The sequence below is a fragment of the Elusimicrobium simillimum genome (assembly GCF_049639735.1).
GTDB classification, from domain to species: Bacteria; Elusimicrobiota; Elusimicrobia; order Elusimicrobiales; family Elusimicrobiaceae; genus Elusimicrobium; species Elusimicrobium simillimum.
In genome coordinates, this window is record NZ_JBEVVA010000003.1 from 758,892 (window position 1) to 775,674 (window position 16,783).

The following is a 16,783-nucleotide window of genomic DNA, read 5'->3' on the forward strand; positions in this document are numbered from 1 at the left end:
TCGCTCTAAAATATTAAACTGGCCTTATCATCCCATTGGGAGTAAAGTTTGCAATCGGGGCGCAAAATGACATATTTAAGTTCTTCTTTAACCTCTTTTGCCATACAGTCATTGTCTACAACCGTAGCCATATCCATTACTGAATATAACGTCTGCCCATATTCAAGCAGCCTAATAGGCTTGCCAGTGCTTTGTATAAAGCTGGTAATGCCAGTAAGGGTAGATTTGGCTGGCTTATTTTCAGCTATCCATTTAGCCTGTGGGGTGTTTTTCCCGGCAGTATAAAGCTTTCTAAATGTAACCTGGTCAGCCCCTAATTCTTTCAACCTGCTCATAATTGCAAATGGGTGTTTGTTGTCATAAAAACTAGTCATATTTACTGATACACGCAGGTTAAAGTCATAGCGTTTAATTTCAGCGCACAATTTGTCTATATCAACCTGTAGGGCCTTAGGTGTGCCATTAATCTTAGCGTTAGCCCTGCTATCAAAGATATTAGACATTGATACTGAGATAGTGCTAACGCCTACATGATTCCTTAAAAACCTTAAATAAGCGTCATCCAATACTACCCCAGTTGTCTGCAATTCAACTTTTCTAAACGGTTGCGGCAGACTGTCATTAAGTGTGCCAAAGAGCTTTAGAAACTCTTTATTTTGCTGTGGCTCGGTGTCGCCCGTAAGGATTACGGTATTACAGCCGTTGTCACGGGCAAATAATAAGCGTTTTTTATAGTCATCAATATAAAGGTCAAAAAACCTGTTATTATCCTCAAGCTGATTTTTGTAGTCCTCAGTGTGCATTTTTGACACGCAAAAAGCGCAGTTATTAATACACTTTTTATTGGGTACTACTATAGATAGACTTTGTATTTTCATTTTGCTTTCTCCTGGTCAAAATCTATAATTTGCTGTACTTCTTTATTTATAGCCTCATCATTAAAATCATGATTGTTAAATATCAGCACCTTGTCGCCCTCTTCTGGGGTTTTGCAATATGCAGATATGCTTTCTTCTGAGCGGCCATATCCGCCATCCACAGTAACACTAAGGCTGCTTCTTAACTCAACAGGGTTCTTCTCTAAATGTGCCAATGTAAATCTTCTAAAGAAAGACGGGTGGCATATCGCAAAGTTTAAAGATTCTAAGCTTAATTTCTCACTAAAGTCTTTTAAGCGCACTTTTACAATGTATTTAACACCATTATAGTGGGAAGAGTGAAACACACCCTCTACCTGCGTTCTTATATTGTTTCTTTCCAAAGCGTCTATAATAGTAAGGATTTTTCTTCCTCTTCTTATTATTTGTTCTTCTGAAATATGGCAATTAACTTCTTAAAATATGTGCCCGCTTTTCTTTCTTTTGCCGGGCTTTTTACTGCGGCAGTTGTAGCACATTCCGTCTCTTCCGGCCCAGCCGCCGCAGTATTTACAACTATTTCTGTTCCATGTCGACATTGTTTTCCTCTTTTTCATCTGCCACAGGTCTTAAGCTGCTATGCCCACACTGCGGGCAGGTGAACTCATTATAAATACCTGTGGTTTTTCTAAAATTCATGTCTATATCGCAAAAAATACATTCACACTTCATAGTTTTTTATATCTCCTTAAATCACTTCAGTTTCTTTCAAATAGAGGTAAGTTTCCCTTAAATCTATTTCGCTTAAGTCATATTTATTATCCTTGGCCCACTGCCGTACCTTTGCTTCATCTTCCGGGGTTATTACAATAGCGGCCCTACGTTTTTCTTCAATCTGTTCCTGCTTTCGTTTTGCTTCACTTTCCCTGCGTTCCATTTCTGCCGCCTGTTCTGCTATTTCTCTCTTCTTTTTTTCTTTTAAAGCAAGCGGTAAATATTTTGGCCAGTTACGCAACATTGTTTCAAGGCTTAGGGGTATGGGAATAGGCTTATCCCGGGAAAACTCTGCCATATCCCTCATGCCCACTGTTGTTATATCCCTTAGAAACCCCATATCTTTATTTCCCTTTTTAACCACCCTGCTTAAAGCACTGCCGTGTTCCACATACCACTTGTTTGTATCTTCTTTATCACAGGTTGCATAATGTTCCGGGGAAACTGTTTTAATAAACCATGCCGCAAAACGCTGGTTAATGGGCGCATCTTCAGGCAATACAGCCCTAAAAGTGCCGCCATCAGGGTTGTCAACAGGTTTAGTTTCGGCTTTTACTGCTTTGTCCTGTTTATCATTTTGTTCTGTTTCTTTTTCTGTTACCTGTTCTTGTTCTGTTTCTTGTACTTGTTCTTTTTCCTTAGGGCCTTGCAAGGCCCTTGCAAGGGGCTTCCAAGCCCCTTGTTCTTCATCAAATTCCAAATATTGTTTAAGCATGGGAAGTATATTTTTATGGGCACGGTTTGCCGGATTAAGGCCGCCAGGATATTGAAAGTCAATAAATTTTGGTATAAAAACTTTACTTTCTCTAATCCAAACAATGCGGCTTTCAAAAGGCTGTAAGTCTTTTTTAGTTACATTAACTCCTATATGAAAGGTCATACTTTTAAAATCAATGTCCAATATGCCGCCCGCATTACATTCACATAACATAAACTCCCAAATACATTTTTCTTTAGGTGTTAAATTTCTATACCAAGAATCCCTAAACTTTCCGCTTTCAAAAAACCTTTTAGCCATGTTGCTCACCTTAATTCATTTGATAAACACTTTTAAATACATCAGGGCAGAGTTCTGCCAAAATAACCTTTAACTCCTCCACACTCCTTACTATCCTGTAAATATGGTCCAACTTCTCTAATTTGTGCTGCCATTCAATTTGCGCCGGGTTTTGTTTACCATCCTCTTTTTTAGCTTCTAAATGCAATGTAATGCCTTTTGGGAGGTAAACCTTAATATCGGTAGAGCCTTTTTTTCCAGTTTTTAAAAATCCCGTTGAAGTCCCTTTTTTAGTCCGGCGCATAATTGTGCCCTTAAAATTATTGGTTCTTTCAACCAATAGTAAGCCGCAGTTTTCAAGGAGTGTAAGTTCTTGTAGTACATGAGCCTGAAGCACGCTTTCTTTAAGCATCCTAGCCCAGCCTCATGGTTGACCATTTTGTTATAGATGTAGGCTTTTGTTTTTTAATAGCCTCAGCAGCTTCCATAAGGTTTTTACCTTTAAACTCATATACTTCACGGACAATTTTTTTAATTATTATTCTTTGTTTCATAAGTTTCCTCTCTTGTCTCTATATTTTCCCTGCACAAGTCTTACAAACTAAAGCTTTCTTTTCTTTCTTACGGCCACATCTGCACTTATCTTTAAAAAACAAATCCCGTAGAATTCCAAAAAACATAAAACTCTCCTATTAAGCGCAGGGAGGAGAATGAGGCCCCCTGCGCCGGGCCTTATACCTGCGCCCATCTAAGTTTTTCGGGCGGGGGCTCTATTTCCACTCCCATTAATGAGTAGGCTGTTATAACCTCATCAATAAGCTGTGACATCCTCTCTTTGCTTATGCCCACCAAACTTTTACCCTCTCTATGAAAAGTGTCTGTAGCTTTTGAGTAAATCTCTTCATAGTAATGGTCTAGTTTTAATATCTTGTGTACCTCATCAATGCTTTTAATGTCCCCATTTTCTCTGTACCAGGCTTGAATGGTAGGGCATATAACGCCAAACCAGTACCCTAACTGCTCTAATGTCTTTTTATCTTTTGAACTTTTAACCTCAACCACTACCTGTAAACCCTTGTTTAACGCTTTGCGAATAAGTAGGTAAAGGCTGTTAAGTTCAATCCAGTGTGTTAGAGTATATTTCTGTGCCATAAGTTAAAAGGGAATATCATCATCTATTGCCGGGGATTCTTCAACAGACTCTTCTTTTGAAGAGACTGGCCCACCACCGCCTGTAGACTGTAAAATTTGTACTCTTTTACAATTTACTTGTAGTCTTTTGTGGTTTTTTCCTTGTGCATCTGTGTATTCATTAAGAACCAAACGGCCCTCAATAAGCACAGGCGCACCTTTTACCAGCCTGTCTTTGGCTCTTTCCGCTGCCGGCCCCCAAAGGGTTACAGGCACAAAAGTAACTTCATCTTGCCATACCTGTGAAGCGTCCATATAACGGCGGTTAACGGCTATGTCAAAGCGGCACACAGCGGCACCTTTTTGGGTGTATGCTATGTTAGCGTCTTTAGTAAGTCTGCCAGAGAGCATAACTATGTTAATTTCAGGTATTTTTGTTTGTGTGGACATATTAAAAAACCTCTCTTAATTTAATACTGTTGTTATCGCAAAACCTTTTCAACTCTTTAAACTGCGCCGCAGTTGCTGTTATCATAAAGCGGCGTGTTTCAGCAGGTTCAGGCTTGCCCAGTTCTTCAGGGGAAAAAATATTTTCTTCAGCCGGGGCAATAACTGTTGGCTGTAATATTTCTTCTTTAGGTGTTTCAACTACTGTGCCTAACACTTCATCCTGTATTTTCTTCTGGTTTTCCAATAGGGTGTTATGGCTAAATGCGGCATTTATATCTAATGTTTGGCAATAAACCGTTAAGCAAGGTGTTCTAAACTCATTGTCAATCTGGCTTTCTAATGTAGACAGGTCTTTGGTAATAGCCTCCAGCTTAACAGCTAACAGACCTGTTGCTTTCTTGTCTGTTATTGACAGGCCAAGCATTTTATCTTCTAAGATAGTGTCAAACTTTATCATTTCACCTAAGGTATTCCATTTGTTAAAAAAGACTTCTAAAATCTCCCGTCTCTGGGCTTTCCTGCGGGCATCGTAGTCTTTTATTTGTTTGTTGATTAACAATGCCGGGGTATCAATAAGTGAAACTATTTCTTTGATTTTTAATTCAAACTCCAAATATGGAGTGTTCCACTTAGCTTTTACTTCTTTTCTTTTATCCTCAATTTGTTTTTTAAGGCGTGCCAGTTCGGCATGGTCTTCCTTTGCCAGTTTCATTTGCTCATCTGTATAAACGGCATTGGCATATGTTGAAGTTATTTCAGATACATACTTTCTAATATCCTCTAAATTAACCTCAATGGGTTGTAAATCTTGGTGTTTTATTAAAAAGTCCATTTAGTTGCCCTCCCCTTGAAACATCTTCTCCCTGTTAGCTATGTAAAAGCCATTTAAAAGGTTTTTATACTCTGGGTTTTTATTGCCTATGTTAACACAGAGGTTTTTCAAATCTTCTTTGCTTTTGGCTTCATAAAGCTTTTCTATTATTTCATCGGGCAGTATTGCTGGCGCAGGTGGCGTAGAGGCAGCATGGCTTTGTTTTGCCGCTGGCTTAGCTTTACCTTGGTCAAATATCGGCTTTAAAGGGTCTGGCGTTGTAGCATCTGGGTCATTGTCACCCTTAGTAGGTATACAGAAAGTCTGCATACACATATATTTATAAGCGGCACTCATAGCCTTGTTTGTTGATTTATCCGCTGTGTCCATAGCTTCACCGTCGAAAGTAACTTCCTGGGTGCTGCCGTCTTCCGCACAAACAAATGTAAATTTTGTTTTTACCGTTGTATAAAATAAAACGCCGCCTTTTTGTGTTTGTCTTTCTGTTGTGTGTCTGTCAAGTACCGTGGGCAATATGCAAAGGTTATTTTTGCTTAACAATGGCGCAAGCTTGTTATACATATCATCAACACCACGGAAAACATAACCCTGCTGTTGGTTTTTACGGTCTTTAGATATACCGCTTTTTGCCAACTCAGCCATAATATTTATAATGGCCTTATAAACTCCTAATTGCTGTGTCATTTTCATTCTCCTTTTCGTTTATTTATTTTTCTTCATTGTCATAGATGTATATTTCTGCGCCGGTTGCCACGAGAGCAACCTCAATCATTTCTTTGACTTTGGCGGAGTTCAGCTTGCCGATACCGCAGCCTAAAAGCGGTATAGCAACGGATTTTACGCCATTGTTAAGAATGTAGTTTTTGAGTTCATTAAGTCCGGCAGATATATATGAGTAATGAGCCTGAATGTTTTTATCTACTGTAAGCAGATTGCAGACAGTAGGCTTCTGAGAGTTGTAAAAGTATGTGTAGTACTCTTTGTAGCCGTCTCTTTTGCAAAACTCTTTATAAGAGGATTCCATCTGGGGGAATTTATCTGCAAAGGCTTTGGCTATGCCTCCGCCCATCATGCCAATGGGGTTAACTGCGTTAACAAGAAGTTCGGCTTTATCTTCAAGCAGATTGCCTTTGACGTAATGGATGTTTTTGCAAAGAATAGTTCTGATTTTCTGGTTGGACTTTACAATCTTGTACCAGACGTTAGCTTTTATTGATTTGTGGCCTATCTGGAAAACCTTTTGCTTTTCTTTTTCATAATCCTGATAGATTACCACGTTATCAACCGGGCCTTTAAAGCAAGAGTTTAGACCGCAAAGAATAACAGACATTTTACCCTGCGTGGCGGAACTGTATGAACCCTGCGTGGCGGAACTGTATGAACCCTGCGTGGCGGAACTGTATGAACCCTGCGTGGCGGAACTGCTATCACCCTGCGTGGCGGAACTGCTATCACCCTGCGTGGCGGAACTGCGATAACCCTGCGTGGCGGAACTGCGATAACCCTGCGTGGCGGAACTGCGATAACCCTGCGTGGCGGAACTGCTATCACCCTGCGTGGCGGAACTGCGATAACCCTGCGTGGCGGAACTGCGATAACCCTGCGTGGCGGAACTGATATCACCCTGCGTGGCGGAACTGCGATAACCCTGCGTGGCGGAACTGCGATAACCCTGCGTGGCGGAACTGCTATCACCCTGCGTGGCGGAACTGCGATAACCCTGCGTGGCGGAACTGTATAACCCTGCGTGGCGGAACTGCTATCACCCTGCGTGGCGGAACTGCTATCACCCTGCGTGAACTGCGATAACCCTGCGTGGCGGAACTGTATGAACCCTGCGTGGCGGAACTGCGATAACCCTGCGTGGCGGAACTGTATGAACCCTGCGTGGCGGAACTGCTATCACCCTGCGTGGCGGAACTGCGATAACCCTGCGTGGCGGAACTGCGATAACCCTGCGTGGCGGAAGCAAAACAACCCTCATAGGTTTTTTTTTGTTCTTTTAATTTTTTTGTGATGAAGCTAATCGCTTCATCTTTTTCACCGCAGAATTCAACAATACATTCTTTAAATTTGACCTTATCAGTCAAGTCATTAAATTCTGTTGTTGAAACTACCAGCCATTTAGCATCTGTATTACTACTTAAATAGCCAGCATCACCTTTGCCCTCTAAAAGACCATGCAGACCGTTACCGCAATCTTTATTATCTTTCCAGTCAGGGCACACAACTTTACCTTTTGTGGGCCAAATAAACCCGCCATGTGCCGACATGTCAGAATTGCATGTTCTTAATATGTAAAACTTCTCTTTTTTTGATTTTTTACCAAACATTTTCATTCTCCTTTTATATGCTTCTTATTTTTTAGCTTTCTTAGATGTTTTGGCTGACGGCGTTTTTACTTGTTTTTCTTTGGTTTCCTCTTCTATATGCGTTGCCAATCCTTTTAAAAATTCTGAAAACTCCTTTGCCCGTTCTTCAGCCATTTTTTCAGCAATTTTTCTGTTAGAAAACTTCATATTAATAACAACTTCGCCGTGTTTTGTTGTGCCAGCTTCTACTTTTACAGCAAACTGGTCTTTTGTGGCTTTTAGCATCTTTTCATCAGCCATCAGTTCTTTCATGGTTTCCGTGAAGCTTTTTTCTTCTTTCATTTCTTCTTTTGTCATAGTATTTCTCCTTTGTTTTTATGTATTTCTTAAATTGGTGGGAGTGGCAGAGAATTTCACTCTGCACGCCGTTACAAGGAATTTTCTATCCTTTCTATCTTTTCAGGGTCCTTAGAGGTACCTCGTAGCCCACGACACGGTAGCTTACGTTGGTTCTAATATGAGCATTTAAGCCTTACCTGCGTCTTATTCCGCCACACTCCCAAATTGTTAAAACTATCTCTTTTTCAATATTTTTAATGCTGATTTGGGCCATTTTGTTTGAGGGCCCCATTTGGGTGCTTGTGATTGCATTTTATAGCACTCAAATATTTCACCATCTATATCTATTTCTGGCGTAGCCCAAGTAGAGGCCAGATATGTGTATTCATCCATTGTTGGCTTGCCATCCTTATAAATATACCCGCCTGTATATTCCCAGTCACCCTGCAAGCCTGCTGAAGCGTAAATTGCTTTATGTTCTTTTATTAATTGGGCTGCTTTGTCCCAGTCAAAAACCATTGTTTCTTTATCCCTGTTTGCTTGTCCCATGGCAAATGCTCTTGTTGTGTCCATAAAAATCTCCTTTTAATTCTCAATCTATTCCTTAACCATGCTTAAATGCGCTTCCAAACATTTAATTGCTTCTTTTAACCCCTGCGCCTTTAAATAGTGTCCCCTCACTTCATACTCCTGCGCCGTGTTTCTTATCCAATGTAAAGCGTTTTCAATAGCGTCCTCTACACTTTTATATTCCTGTAAAATCATATTAAGGTACCCAGTAATACCATTCACCGCAGTTATCACAGGTGCAAAGGGTGGTATCATCCCTGTCCTCCATAAATCTTTTACTGCTGCCGCATTCAGGGCAAGTTCTGCTAAGTTTTGTTGCCATACTAAAATCCCCACTGGTACATATACCCGCCGCAGTTTATGGCTAAAAATACCCAGCCAGTAACACCCAGTGCCGTAAAAAGGCACACCGCACCTGCTAACTCTTTAATAAATTCCTTATTCATATCATTCTCCATTTACTTCAAATATTAGGGGCGGTAGGGTTTAATTCCGCCCCTTGGGCTTCCCCTCCATAAAAGGGGCGTTATATTTAGCGGGGCGGGAGGTTTGTACCTTGAGGAGAAGTGCTAATGAATGCCGCCCCGGTGCCGGAACTTTCTTTCCGGCTAGATGGATGAGTGCGGGGTTTGGTTTAGTATTCTTTACGGAACACTTAGGAGAGCCGTCAACCGCACTCAAATTTGGTGGCAAGGCTGGGAATCGAACCCAGTCGTCAACACAGTGAATCGGGTTTACAGTCCGATACGCATCCAAAGCGTTCTACCTTGCCAAATTGTCAAAACTCCTATATTCCTAACAGCCTGTCTATCTCTGTTTCTTTAAACCAATACGGCCTACCCCAGCGTTTGGCCAAATTTTTTAAACTTCCATAGGCCGCTTTCCATTGAATACTCTTAACATCCTCCCCCAGTCTGATAGCAACCTCAAAAGTATTAATAAAGGTAACGCCTCTTCTAACTATTATTTTTGACTTCTTCTGATATTCCGCTACTTTTACATCCCAATCACTTTTTAATTCGCTAGTCATATTCACTCCTCTTTATAATGTTTACTTTGGTCAAATTTGGTAAAATAAAAGCCGATAGTCTCTTTTTGGGAGGACGCAGGTTTTAATCTGCTAACTATCGGCGTGTGTTATATTTGCTGCTAAACAGGAATAAGCGATATCCCTGTAAACTTGTTGCCCAATTTTTATTCGCTTAATATAACACACACCGCTTTTTGCGGCTTCACCTTATTAAAATAGGTTCTTATCTTTTTATAAAGACCCTTATTATAAGGATTTTATAAAGCGTTGATTTCTTTTTGATAACGCTTTGATAATGAAAGTATAACAATAAGATATATGTTTGTCAAGGGGTTATTTTTAACGTCTCAACTTTCATGAATTTTTAAAAAAGGAAAGAAGAATGAATATCGGAGATAAAATAAGAAAGGCAAGAAATGAACTTAATTTAACACAAAGACAACTTGCCGATTTAGCAAAAATAGCGCAGCCTACATTAGCCAAATGGGAAGCTAACAAAGGTGGCATTTCCAAAAAAAATATAGAAAAGTTAGCTAAGGCCCTCGGTAAAGACTACAAGTATTTCTACGAAGACAACACATCAGAAAATAAATCAAACGTAAACCCTATAAATGTTAAAATTGACATCCCGACTTTGGGGATTGTAAAGGATAAGGAAGCTCTTTTTGTTCCATCAACAAGCGTCCCCAAAAAGGAGGATGTTGACGTGAAAAAAGAGTTCGACATGGAAGTTGGCGACGATAAGTTACCGCCGTATAAAAAAGGTGATTTATTGCATTGTATGGCAGTAAATACCATAAAAGGCTATGAAAACAAGAAGTTTATTGTTAAAGATGCCGCCGGAAGTTATTTTATTATGAAGCTTGATAAGCCTACCCCCAAGTATGAAATAATTTCTGTAATACTAGGACGTTATATTCCTGAAGAATAGAGAGGGTTACATGACAAAAATAGAAAAAGGAGCGTTGTGGTTTTGTATAGCATATCTTATGACTGTTACAACAATCATACTGCTCATTAAATAAAAGTAGCAGGTGCCGTTACCATTGGAATAGTCGTACACCTGCAAATTTATTATAATATAATAATCAAAAACAATTAAAAATTTATGTGGGGGCATATGAAAAAAATATCATATCTTTTCTTATTATTCACTATATTAACTTTTTCTTTTCCCGTTAATTCTTTTTCCACAGAAGTAGATTGTGAGGAAAGTGGTTCATTGATACTCTTATGGGACTGTAACAAAAAAATAAATTTACTTGATAAAAACGTAAACATAGATACTATTTTAAATTTGACCTATGAACATATGAGAGATGAGGTTTCTTCTGTTCAAAAATCAAAAAAGCTTTCTCAGACTGTGAAAGTAGTTAAGCCCACTAAAACAAATATGGGGTGGAATTATTTAGTATACGAGGATATTCAGGTCGCAAAATCATGGCTGGAAGATAACCCTAATTATGAAAAATACAACAAATTAGATTCTCTTGAAGATGCTATCTTTGAGTCTTCATATGATTATGAAAAGGAGAAATTTAAAGTTGCAAACGCCGGGTTTGATTTTGATGAAGTTCTTAACTTGGATAATGAGATAACCAAATTTAGCTCGGGAACAGGTTTTGGCGACCCTAATAATAAAAATCTGGTGTATGGGTTAGCTAACATGAAAGTGTTGCAAGTTACAAAGGACGGCCTTTTAATTGGCAGCACAAAACTTTTGTCAAACAATACTGCATTTGTTTTTACCGATAAAAAAGATTTTGTAGACAATCAAACCTTTGACACCAAATATGGTTTTGTAAAGTATGATAAAAATTATCAATACACCAGTGTTATGGGTTCCACCAAAACAGTTTTAGGATATAAATTTATTCCTTTTGAAAAGTATGAAAAACAATTTTCAAAAATGTTTTTTTATCCAAAAACCTATTATTCAAATGTTGATAAGGGCAAAATGGCTTTAGATTATATTTATCTTATAGAAAAAGAAGTAAAGTAGTTTTAATGGTTTGATTATGAAAGCAAAAGAGGATTCTAATGTATTGTTTGAAGAGGAGCTAGAAAAGCATGGTATCCCTTTAGATGAGGTAGAATTAAAAATTTTTAGAGAAATACTTAAAAATCAAGAACTATTTGATAGGAAGTTTCGTGAGTATGAGCTAAGATTAGAAGAAATATGTAAAAAACACTCCAAAGACCCACACCCTGCATCACTGGGAATACAGCATGAGATTTTAAAAATTGCCAAACATATATTTTGTAAAAATTTGGACAACCGTCCTTTTTGTATTCCTCCGTTAGCTCCTGGAAGTGAAATTTTTATTCCCAATAGAAATACCCCGTGTGAAATTTGTAAAGAAAACAGAGTTATTGATATTTGCCATATTATACCTAGACGTTTAGGAGGGACGGCTTCATTGGAAAACACATTTTTCTTATGCCCCTCACATCACAGATTGTTTGACAGGGGAATGTTAACCGTTGATGAAATATCTAAATTAAACTGGTTAAACAAATCTTTTTTTGTTAAACAATATTTTTTGAGAGATGTTTTACCCAAATGTAAAAAATTCGAAGAAAAAATTAAAGGAGAAGTATTTGTTAAACAAACCTCAGTATTTAGAGGAACTATTTTAAGTTTTGAGTCTTTCATTAAAAATGAAATAATAAATATATTGAAAGATAGGAAAAAGAAAAGAGAAGAAGAAATATTAAAACATTTTTGCAAGTCATCTGTTTCTATAGCGGAGGCAACACTTCCACTTCTTTATGAGATGGGAGTTTTATACAAAGATTATGATATTTATCAACTTTCAGTTGATGTTAAATTTTTGGAATATGAAATACTTCCCGGAGAGAGAAAAAAATCAACAAAAGATAGGCGACTTCATATAGAAGATGATTTGTGTAATTTGAAATAAAAAACCACTTGCAATTTTTTTAAAAATCATTATAATATAGGTGTGTGATATTTGCTGGAGATTAATTTCTCTTGGAAATGTCACACATTTTTTTATGTGTAAATAAGCAGTAAACCAACCTAAACAAAAGAGCGATACCTTATACGGTAGGCGCTCTTTTTTTATTGTCCTAAACGCCTCCCTAAAAACAAATCAATCGATGAAAAAAATTACTGATATTTTGTTGGCTATCAAAACATACGCACACCAGATACACCTTAATTTTAAAGATTACGGTGACCACCTGCTTGCTGACAAAATGCGTGAAGATATTGACGCTGACATAGACAGACTTAAAGAACTTGTAATGGCTACCATGCCGGAAATATCACACGCAGTAAACACCCTTTCAGGGGCATTTGCCCTGCTTGAACCTATACCGCTTACCACCAATATTAATGAGATGTTTGACTACCTTTTACAGCTTGAACAAGAAGCTGATCGCCTTATAAACCAAGAAATCAAAGTAACAGAACATGAGGGTCTTAAAAACGCCTTAGCTGATGTAGCCGGAAAACGGCTGCGTCATATCTATTTATTAACCAATAGGTTAACCAGGGGGCAGCAAAATGGCTAAACCTAAAAAAGATAAAGCTGAGTCCCGCAAAATAAGCAACAAAAACCTAATCCCTTTTACCACGCTGCCGGAAGATGAAATGAGGGAACTTGCCAGACGTGGCGGCAGGAAATCACGGGATGTTCACAGGGTTAAAAAAACATTTAAGCAGTTAACACAAATGTTGCTTGACCGTAAGCCTCCGGCAGAGATTATAGACAGGCTAAAAGAATTTGACCCTAAGCTAGACGAGCAAGAACTAGATTACAGAATGGCTTTATTGCAAACCCAAATGGAGCAGGCGGCTAAGGGCAACCCCAGGGCCTTTGAGATTATAAGAGACACCGCCGGGGAAAAGCCCATTGAAAAGCAAGAAATCAGCGGTTCTATGAGTAATACCAACAAGTTCGATAAAGAAGAACTAAAAAAAGCCATTAAGGAAATAACACCGATTTTAAAGGACTTATAGTATGGAGTCCTTGCAGGATAGGTTTGACAAGCTCTTTGAAAATGAAAGCACCCGTACAGCTTTAGGTTTAGCGTGCCTGGCAGATTTTAAGACATATATTAAAGTCATATTTTTTGCAATTAACAGGACACCCTTTACCTTTAAAGACTTTCATAACACGGTAATAGACAAACTGCAAACCATTGCGGAAAAGCGTGCTAAAAAGCCCAATTTAATGCTTAACCTGCCAGTAGGCAGCGGCAAATCGCTAATAGTTGAGTTATTTATTACCTGGTGTTTTGCCCGTAGTGTTAACAGCAAGTTTTGTTATATATCCCACTCGGCTGACCTTATATCCAAACTTTCAAGGGAAACCAAAGAGATAGTTGAAAGCGCAGAATGGCGCAGTCTTTTTGGTCATGAGATAAAGAAAGATGAAAAAAGCAAAACGCAGTATTCTTTTGACGGTGGTGGCAGCAGGTCAGGCTTGTCCGCCAGTTCTATGGGTGGGGCTATTACTGGTATTGACGCTGGCAACCCTAACGTGGATGAAGATGAATTTGGCGGCGCACTTATTATCGACGACCCTTTGGACGTTGGAGACGCTAACTCTGAGGTAGTAAAAGAAGAGGTTATCAGGATATACACTGACAAACTCAAAACCAGGTTAAGGGCTAATAACACCCCCATAATCATAATAGCGCAAAGAATAGCGGTTGATGATTTACCCGCTTATATCTTAAAGAACGAAAAAAAAGATTATGACGTAGTTACTATCAAGGCCCACATAAACGGTAAAAGCTACTGGCCGGAGAAAATAAGCACTGAAAAGCTGGTAAAAATGAGTGTAGAAAACCCTACTCTTTACAATTCCCAATACCAGCAAAACCCTATAACCAAGGGCGGCAACATAATCAAGAGAAGAATGCTTGAGCGTGGCCCATTACCAGCAGAGTTTGACTATGGCTTTGTTACAGCGGATACATCTTATAAAGAAAAGCAGCAAAATGACCCCAATACATTTATTTCATGGGGCGTAAGAAACGGTCAGGCGTATATCAGAGCAATTTGGAAGCAGTTAGTAACTAGTGACATGGTAGAGCAGTACGCAGTGCCTTTTATCGAAAGGGCAAATTTTTACGGTTTCAGGGGTGCTTACATTGAAGACAAAGGGCATGGTATTTATTTAAACCAGAAGTTACCCAAACTAGGCGTACCAATGCCCGGGCCTGAAGAAATAGCGGAATTTTTTAAAGACAGGCGCACAGATAAAGTGCAAAGGCTTAACGCAGTAATGCCTTTTCTGGCTTACAACAAAGTAATTATCAACGAAGAAATAGACGAAGAGTTGGTAAATGAATGTATAAGTGAAGCCTTAAACTTCCCTAAAGGGAAACATGATGATTTTGTAGATGCGTTTATAGACGGTTGCAAGATAGTACATATGAACAAACCCTCTATCTTAGACAACATAGGTTAAAAATAATGACAAAAGAAGCCGCGCAGCAACCAATAAATTTAGACACAGCATTAGAGGTTAAAAACTCTCTTTCTGATGTAATTAATGGCCTTGTTACCGGTGGTGGGTACGGGATGGGCACCGCTTTTGGTTCTACACAGGTATCACAGGTAGATACATTCTTTAAAAATAACCGCTGGTATTTTATTTCCAATATGCGGCAGGTTCTTTCTGAGATATATGTAGAGCACGGCATAGTACAAACCTTGGTTGATACGCCTGTAGATGACGCTTTTAGGGGCGGCATAGACGCTAAAACTGAACAACTTGATGAAGACCAAATAGACGAGCTTAAAACATTTCTTGAAAGAAACAAAATACTTTTAACCTTTGCCCAGGGGCTTAAATGGGCACGCTTATTTGGCGGCGGCGGTTTAATTATAATAACAGACCAAAAGCCAGATACTGAGTTAGATATCTCAAAAATAAAAAAAGGCGGCAGATTAGCTTTTAAAGCTGTTGATTTGTGGGAACTTTACTATGGCACTAGCAACATCGACAGTGATTTTCCCGGGGAAACTCTTAGAGAACCTGATTTTTATAATTATTACGGGCACAAGATTCACAAGTCCAGAGTTATAAGAATGGAGGGTAAAGTAGCCCCCAGTTTAGTAAGGCCAAGGTTAAGAGGCTGGGGGTTCTCAGTATTAGAATCCGTTGTACGTTCTTATAACCAGTATCTTAAATCAGTTAACTTAACTTTTGAAGTATTAGACGAGTTTAAAGTAGATATTTACGGTATACAAGGCCTTAACGCCGCAATCGCCACAGCAAAAGGTTCTAACGCTATTGTTAAGCGTATTCAAATGAGCAATATGCTTAAGAATTACCAGAATGCCCTTATCAAGGATACTACAGATACTTTTGAAAGCAAACACTTAACATTCTCGGGCATTGCGGAAATATTAAGGGAAATCAGAATGCAAATAGCCTCTGATTTAAAAATGCCGCTCACTAAGTTATTTGGTATCTCCGCCACCGGATTTAACAGTGGTGAAGATGATATTGAAAACTACAACGCTATGATTGAGAGCGAAATACGCTCTAAATGTAAGTATGACCTGTTAACAATACTAGAAATTTGCTGCCAGCATTTATTTGGCTTTATACCTGATGACCTTAAGATTGAATTTAAACCATTGCGTATACTTTCAGCACAACAACAGGAAGAAGTAAAGAACCAGCAGTTTCAAAGAGTATCTGCCGCAGTACAGTCCGGCATTATGACCCCTAAAGAAGCTAAACAAGCCATTAACAGAGAAAACCTGTTACCTATCAAAATACAAGAAGAAGATGACCTTGTTGAAATACCTGAAGCAAACGCAGAAGAACTGTCTAAAAACGTGCCCGGTATCACTTTAACAAAGCCGAGATACAACAATGAGAAGAAATCTCTATGGGAAAAGCTTAAAGAAAGGGTAAACGCATTTAAAGAAGATGAACACCCCAGAGACGGTGACGGCAAGTTTACCAGTGGTGGTAGCACAGGTAAAACTACTAAGAGTTTAACCTCTAAGAAGTCAAAAGTAAAAGAAGCTTTAAAGAAAATAGCGTCAGGCAGCCCCGAGGAGATTGTTAAAGACCTTAGGGACGACCTTGAACAGTACGGCGGGTCTAATGATGTCGCCCTTAAATGGGGTGAGAATGACGCAGACAACAAAGGCTATGGCCTTAAGCATATAGCTGAAAAGCACGGGCAGGAAGTTGTGTCCAAAGTTATAGAAGTGCTTGTAGATGGCGATGTAAGCAAATTTGTAAGAGCCAAAAAGACAGTACACCTAGAGAAGAACGGCTACGAGGCAATACTTTCCTTAGATGAACACGGCCAAAAGAAAACTTGGCTGTTAACAGGCTACAGAATAGAACGCAATAAAAAAACACCAGTTGAGAATGGGGAGGTTAGTGCTCACTCCATTTCTACACAACTTGCGCCTATGTTTAGTCGTCGCAAATTGGTTGCTGGTGTTATTAATAGTATAGCAAAATTTTGACGATTTTCAAGGGG

The 16,783-nt window shown here is 38.9% G+C and carries 27 protein-coding genes and 1 tRNA gene; 8 read left to right on the forward strand and 20 right to left on the reverse strand.

Features of this window, described 5'->3' with window-relative positions:
- Positions 1-5: 5 nt before the first annotated feature.
- From AAIR98_RS04345 to AAIR98_RS04395, 11 genes are all read right to left on the reverse strand, one after another.
- Complete coding sequence (locus AAIR98_RS04345; RefSeq protein ID WP_423970299.1) at positions 6-878, reverse strand: radical SAM family protein; 873 nt, start codon at positions 876-878, stop codon at positions 6-8.
- Positions 875-1,318 (reverse strand): DUF7192 family protein, encoded by a 444-nt coding sequence (locus AAIR98_RS04350; RefSeq protein WP_423970330.1) that lies wholly within the window; start codon positions 1,316-1,318, stop codon positions 875-877. Before AAIR98_RS04350 ends, AAIR98_RS04345 begins: the two co-directional genes overlap by 4 nt.
- A 115-nt stretch (positions 1,319-1,433) precedes the next feature.
- Positions 1,434-1,589: a hypothetical protein gene (locus AAIR98_RS04355; protein WP_423970300.1), complete on the reverse strand. Its 156-nt coding sequence runs from the start codon at positions 1,587-1,589 to the stop codon at positions 1,434-1,436.
- 16 nt (positions 1,590-1,605) lie between these two features.
- Positions 1,606-2,649, reverse strand: a complete 1,044-nt coding sequence (locus AAIR98_RS04360; RefSeq protein WP_423971011.1) for a hypothetical protein — start codon at positions 2,647-2,649, stop codon at positions 1,606-1,608.
- A 10-nt stretch (positions 2,650-2,659) separates the two neighbouring features.
- Entirely contained in the window at positions 2,660-3,040 is a 381-nt protein-coding gene (locus AAIR98_RS04365; RefSeq protein WP_423970302.1) for a PDDEXK family nuclease, read from the reverse strand.
- 1 nt (position 3,041) lies between these two features.
- On the reverse strand, positions 3,042-3,182 hold the full coding sequence (locus AAIR98_RS04370) for a hypothetical protein (protein WP_423970303.1): 141 nt from the start codon (positions 3,180-3,182) through the stop codon (positions 3,042-3,044).
- Positions 3,183-3,360: 178 nt separating this feature from the next.
- Positions 3,361-3,780 (reverse strand): hypothetical protein, encoded by a 420-nt coding sequence (locus AAIR98_RS04375; RefSeq protein WP_423970304.1) that lies wholly within the window; start codon positions 3,778-3,780, stop codon positions 3,361-3,363.
- A 3-nt stretch (positions 3,781-3,783) separates the two neighbouring features.
- A complete protein-coding gene (locus tag AAIR98_RS04380) occupies positions 3,784-4,209 on the reverse strand; it encodes a single-stranded DNA-binding protein (RefSeq protein WP_423970305.1) in 426 nt (141 codons plus the stop codon).
- A gap of 1 nt (position 4,210) precedes the next feature.
- Positions 4,211-5,041, reverse strand: a complete 831-nt coding sequence (locus tag AAIR98_RS04385; protein WP_423970306.1) for a DUF1351 domain-containing protein — start codon at positions 5,039-5,041, stop codon at positions 4,211-4,213.
- The gene (locus AAIR98_RS04390; protein ID WP_423970307.1) at positions 5,042-5,725 is read right to left on the reverse strand and encodes an ERF family protein; all 684 of its coding nucleotides are present in this window, start codon (positions 5,723-5,725) and stop codon (positions 5,042-5,044) included.
- A gap of 22 nt (positions 5,726-5,747) precedes the next feature.
- Entirely contained in the window at positions 5,748-6,371 is a 624-nt protein-coding gene (locus AAIR98_RS04395; protein WP_423971012.1) for a macro domain-containing protein, read from the reverse strand.
- Positions 6,372-6,381: 10 nt separating this feature from the next.
- Between AAIR98_RS04395 and AAIR98_RS04400 the strand changes: the two genes are divergently transcribed.
- Positions 6,382-6,519, forward strand: a complete 138-nt coding sequence (locus AAIR98_RS04400; RefSeq protein ID WP_423971013.1) for a hypothetical protein — start codon at positions 6,382-6,384, stop codon at positions 6,517-6,519.
- Positions 6,520-6,732: 213 nt separating this feature from the next.
- On the opposite strand, the gene AAIR98_RS04405 is transcribed toward AAIR98_RS04400, so the two are convergent.
- The 8 genes from AAIR98_RS04405 to AAIR98_RS04440 all read right to left on the reverse strand — a co-directional run bounded on the left by AAIR98_RS04405 (position 6,733) and on the right by AAIR98_RS04440 (position 9,292).
- Positions 6,733-7,380, reverse strand: a complete 648-nt coding sequence (locus tag AAIR98_RS04405; protein ID WP_423971014.1) for a DUF7666 domain-containing protein — start codon at positions 7,378-7,380, stop codon at positions 6,733-6,735.
- Between the two features lie 18 nt (positions 7,381-7,398).
- Positions 7,399-7,710: a hypothetical protein gene (locus tag AAIR98_RS04410; RefSeq protein WP_423970309.1), complete on the reverse strand. Its 312-nt coding sequence runs from the start codon at positions 7,708-7,710 to the stop codon at positions 7,399-7,401.
- A 216-nt stretch (positions 7,711-7,926) separates the two neighbouring features.
- On the reverse strand, positions 7,927-8,265 hold the full coding sequence (locus AAIR98_RS04415) for a hypothetical protein (protein WP_423970310.1): 339 nt from the start codon (positions 8,263-8,265) through the stop codon (positions 7,927-7,929).
- Positions 8,266-8,289: 24 nt separating this feature from the next.
- Positions 8,290-8,457, reverse strand: coding sequence for a hypothetical protein (locus AAIR98_RS04420; protein WP_423970311.1), 168 nt, complete (start codon positions 8,455-8,457; stop codon positions 8,290-8,292).
- 1 nt (position 8,458) lies between these two features.
- Positions 8,459-8,584 (reverse strand): hypothetical protein, encoded by a 126-nt coding sequence (locus AAIR98_RS04425; RefSeq protein WP_423970312.1) that lies wholly within the window; start codon positions 8,582-8,584, stop codon positions 8,459-8,461.
- A gap of 1 nt (position 8,585) precedes the next feature.
- Positions 8,586-8,708: a hypothetical protein gene (locus AAIR98_RS04430; protein WP_423970313.1), complete on the reverse strand. Its 123-nt coding sequence runs from the start codon at positions 8,706-8,708 to the stop codon at positions 8,586-8,588.
- Between the two features lie 238 nt (positions 8,709-8,946).
- Positions 8,947-9,034 (reverse strand) — tRNA-Tyr (locus AAIR98_RS04435).
- A 15-nt stretch (positions 9,035-9,049) separates the two neighbouring features.
- Positions 9,050-9,292, reverse strand: coding sequence for a hypothetical protein (locus AAIR98_RS04440; protein ID WP_423970314.1), 243 nt, complete (start codon positions 9,290-9,292; stop codon positions 9,050-9,052).
- Between the two features lie 382 nt (positions 9,293-9,674).
- On the opposite strand from AAIR98_RS04440, the gene AAIR98_RS04445 reads away from it, so the two are divergent.
- Positions 9,675-10,223 (forward strand): helix-turn-helix domain-containing protein, encoded by a 549-nt coding sequence (locus AAIR98_RS04445; protein WP_423971015.1) that lies wholly within the window; start codon positions 9,675-9,677, stop codon positions 10,221-10,223.
- Positions 10,224-10,229: 6 nt separating this feature from the next.
- On the opposite strand, the gene AAIR98_RS04450 is transcribed toward AAIR98_RS04445, so the two are convergent.
- A complete protein-coding gene (locus tag AAIR98_RS04450) occupies positions 10,230-10,412 on the reverse strand; it encodes a hypothetical protein (protein ID WP_423970317.1) in 183 nt (60 codons plus the stop codon).
- Here AAIR98_RS04450 and AAIR98_RS04455 point away from each other — a divergent pair, their 5' ends adjacent.
- From AAIR98_RS04455 to AAIR98_RS04480, 6 genes are all read left to right on the forward strand, one after another.
- A complete protein-coding gene (locus AAIR98_RS04455) occupies positions 10,413-11,294 on the forward strand; it encodes a hypothetical protein (RefSeq protein WP_423971016.1) in 882 nt (293 codons plus the stop codon).
- Between the two features lie 16 nt (positions 11,295-11,310).
- Positions 11,311-12,216 (forward strand): HNH endonuclease, encoded by a 906-nt coding sequence (locus AAIR98_RS04460; protein ID WP_423970319.1) that lies wholly within the window; start codon positions 11,311-11,313, stop codon positions 12,214-12,216.
- A gap of 199 nt (positions 12,217-12,415) precedes the next feature.
- Positions 12,416-12,832 carry a hypothetical protein gene (locus tag AAIR98_RS04465; protein ID WP_423971017.1) on the forward strand — a complete coding sequence of 139 codons (417 nt, stop codon included), beginning with the start codon at positions 12,416-12,418 and terminating at the stop codon, positions 12,830-12,832.
- Positions 12,825-13,280: a hypothetical protein gene (locus AAIR98_RS04470; RefSeq protein WP_423971018.1), complete on the forward strand. Its 456-nt coding sequence runs from the start codon at positions 12,825-12,827 to the stop codon at positions 13,278-13,280. Before AAIR98_RS04465 ends, AAIR98_RS04470 begins: the two co-directional genes overlap by 8 nt.
- Position 13,281: 1 nt before the next feature.
- Positions 13,282-14,739: a DEAD/DEAH box helicase family protein gene (locus tag AAIR98_RS04475; protein WP_423971019.1), complete on the forward strand. Its 1,458-nt coding sequence runs from the start codon at positions 13,282-13,284 to the stop codon at positions 14,737-14,739.
- A gap of 5 nt (positions 14,740-14,744) precedes the next feature.
- A complete protein-coding gene (locus AAIR98_RS04480; protein ID WP_423971020.1) occupies positions 14,745-16,769 on the forward strand; it encodes a phage portal protein in 2,025 nt (674 codons plus the stop codon).
- Positions 16,770-16,783 lie beyond the last annotated feature (14 nt).

Excerpts from the sequence above, each read along its gene's own strand:
- AAIR98_RS04425 (WP_423970312.1), bottom strand. The coding sequence starts at position 8,584 with ATGGCAACAAAACTTAGCAGAACTTGCCCTGAATGCGGCAGCAGTAAA.
- AAIR98_RS04410 (WP_423970309.1), bottom strand. The coding sequence starts at position 7,710 with ATGACAAAAGAAGAAATGAAAGAAGAAAAAAGCTTCACGGAAACCATG.
- AAIR98_RS04450 (WP_423970317.1), bottom strand. The coding sequence starts at position 10,412 with ATGCCCCCACATAAATTTTTAATTGTTTTTGATTATTATATTATAATA.
- AAIR98_RS04430 (WP_423970313.1), bottom strand. The coding sequence starts at position 8,708 with ATGAATAAGGAATTTATTAAAGAGTTAGCAGGTGCGGTGTGCCTTTTT.
- AAIR98_RS04470 (WP_423971018.1), top strand. The coding sequence starts at position 12,825 with ATGGCTAAACCTAAAAAAGATAAAGCTGAGTCCCGCAAAATAAGCAAC.
- AAIR98_RS04370 (WP_423970303.1), bottom strand. The coding sequence starts at position 3,182 with ATGAAACAAAGAATAATAATTAAAAAAATTGTCCGTGAAGTATATGAG.
- AAIR98_RS04390 (WP_423970307.1), bottom strand. The coding sequence starts at position 5,725 with ATGACACAGCAATTAGGAGTTTATAAGGCCATTATAAATATTATGGCT.
- AAIR98_RS04385 (WP_423970306.1), bottom strand. The coding sequence starts at position 5,041 with ATGGACTTTTTAATAAAACACCAAGATTTACAACCCATTGAGGTTAAT.
- AAIR98_RS04355 (WP_423970300.1), bottom strand. The coding sequence starts at position 1,589 with ATGAAGTGTGAATGTATTTTTTGCGATATAGACATGAATTTTAGAAAA.
- AAIR98_RS04345 (WP_423970299.1), bottom strand. The coding sequence starts at position 878 with ATGAAAATACAAAGTCTATCTATAGTAGTACCCAATAAAAAGTGTATT.
- AAIR98_RS04480 (WP_423971020.1), top strand. The coding sequence starts at position 14,745 with ATGACAAAAGAAGCCGCGCAGCAACCAATAAATTTAGACACAGCATTA.
- AAIR98_RS04360 (WP_423971011.1), bottom strand. The coding sequence starts at position 2,649 with ATGGCTAAAAGGTTTTTTGAAAGCGGAAAGTTTAGGGATTCTTGGTAT.
- AAIR98_RS04395 (WP_423971012.1), bottom strand. The coding sequence starts at position 6,371 with ATGTCTGTTATTCTTTGCGGTCTAAACTCTTGCTTTAAAGGCCCGGTT.
- AAIR98_RS04405 (WP_423971014.1), bottom strand. The coding sequence starts at position 7,380 with ATGAAAATGTTTGGTAAAAAATCAAAAAAAGAGAAGTTTTACATATTA.
- AAIR98_RS04375 (WP_423970304.1), bottom strand. The coding sequence starts at position 3,780 with ATGGCACAGAAATATACTCTAACACACTGGATTGAACTTAACAGCCTT.
- AAIR98_RS04455 (WP_423971016.1), top strand. The coding sequence starts at position 10,413 with ATGAAAAAAATATCATATCTTTTCTTATTATTCACTATATTAACTTTT.
- AAIR98_RS04440 (WP_423970314.1), bottom strand. The coding sequence starts at position 9,292 with ATGACTAGCGAATTAAAAAGTGATTGGGATGTAAAAGTAGCGGAATAT.
- AAIR98_RS04420 (WP_423970311.1), bottom strand. The coding sequence starts at position 8,457 with ATGATTTTACAGGAATATAAAAGTGTAGAGGACGCTATTGAAAACGCT.
- AAIR98_RS04445 (WP_423971015.1), top strand. The coding sequence starts at position 9,675 with ATGAATATCGGAGATAAAATAAGAAAGGCAAGAAATGAACTTAATTTA.
- AAIR98_RS04415 (WP_423970310.1), bottom strand. The coding sequence starts at position 8,265 with ATGGACACAACAAGAGCATTTGCCATGGGACAAGCAAACAGGGATAAA.
- AAIR98_RS04460 (WP_423970319.1), top strand. The coding sequence starts at position 11,311 with ATGAAAGCAAAAGAGGATTCTAATGTATTGTTTGAAGAGGAGCTAGAA.
- AAIR98_RS04475 (WP_423971019.1), top strand. The coding sequence starts at position 13,282 with ATGGAGTCCTTGCAGGATAGGTTTGACAAGCTCTTTGAAAATGAAAGC.
- AAIR98_RS04465 (WP_423971017.1), top strand. The coding sequence starts at position 12,416 with ATGAAAAAAATTACTGATATTTTGTTGGCTATCAAAACATACGCACAC.
- AAIR98_RS04380 (WP_423970305.1), bottom strand. The coding sequence starts at position 4,209 with ATGTCCACACAAACAAAAATACCTGAAATTAACATAGTTATGCTCTCT.
- AAIR98_RS04365 (WP_423970302.1), bottom strand. The coding sequence starts at position 3,040 with ATGCTTAAAGAAAGCGTGCTTCAGGCTCATGTACTACAAGAACTTACA.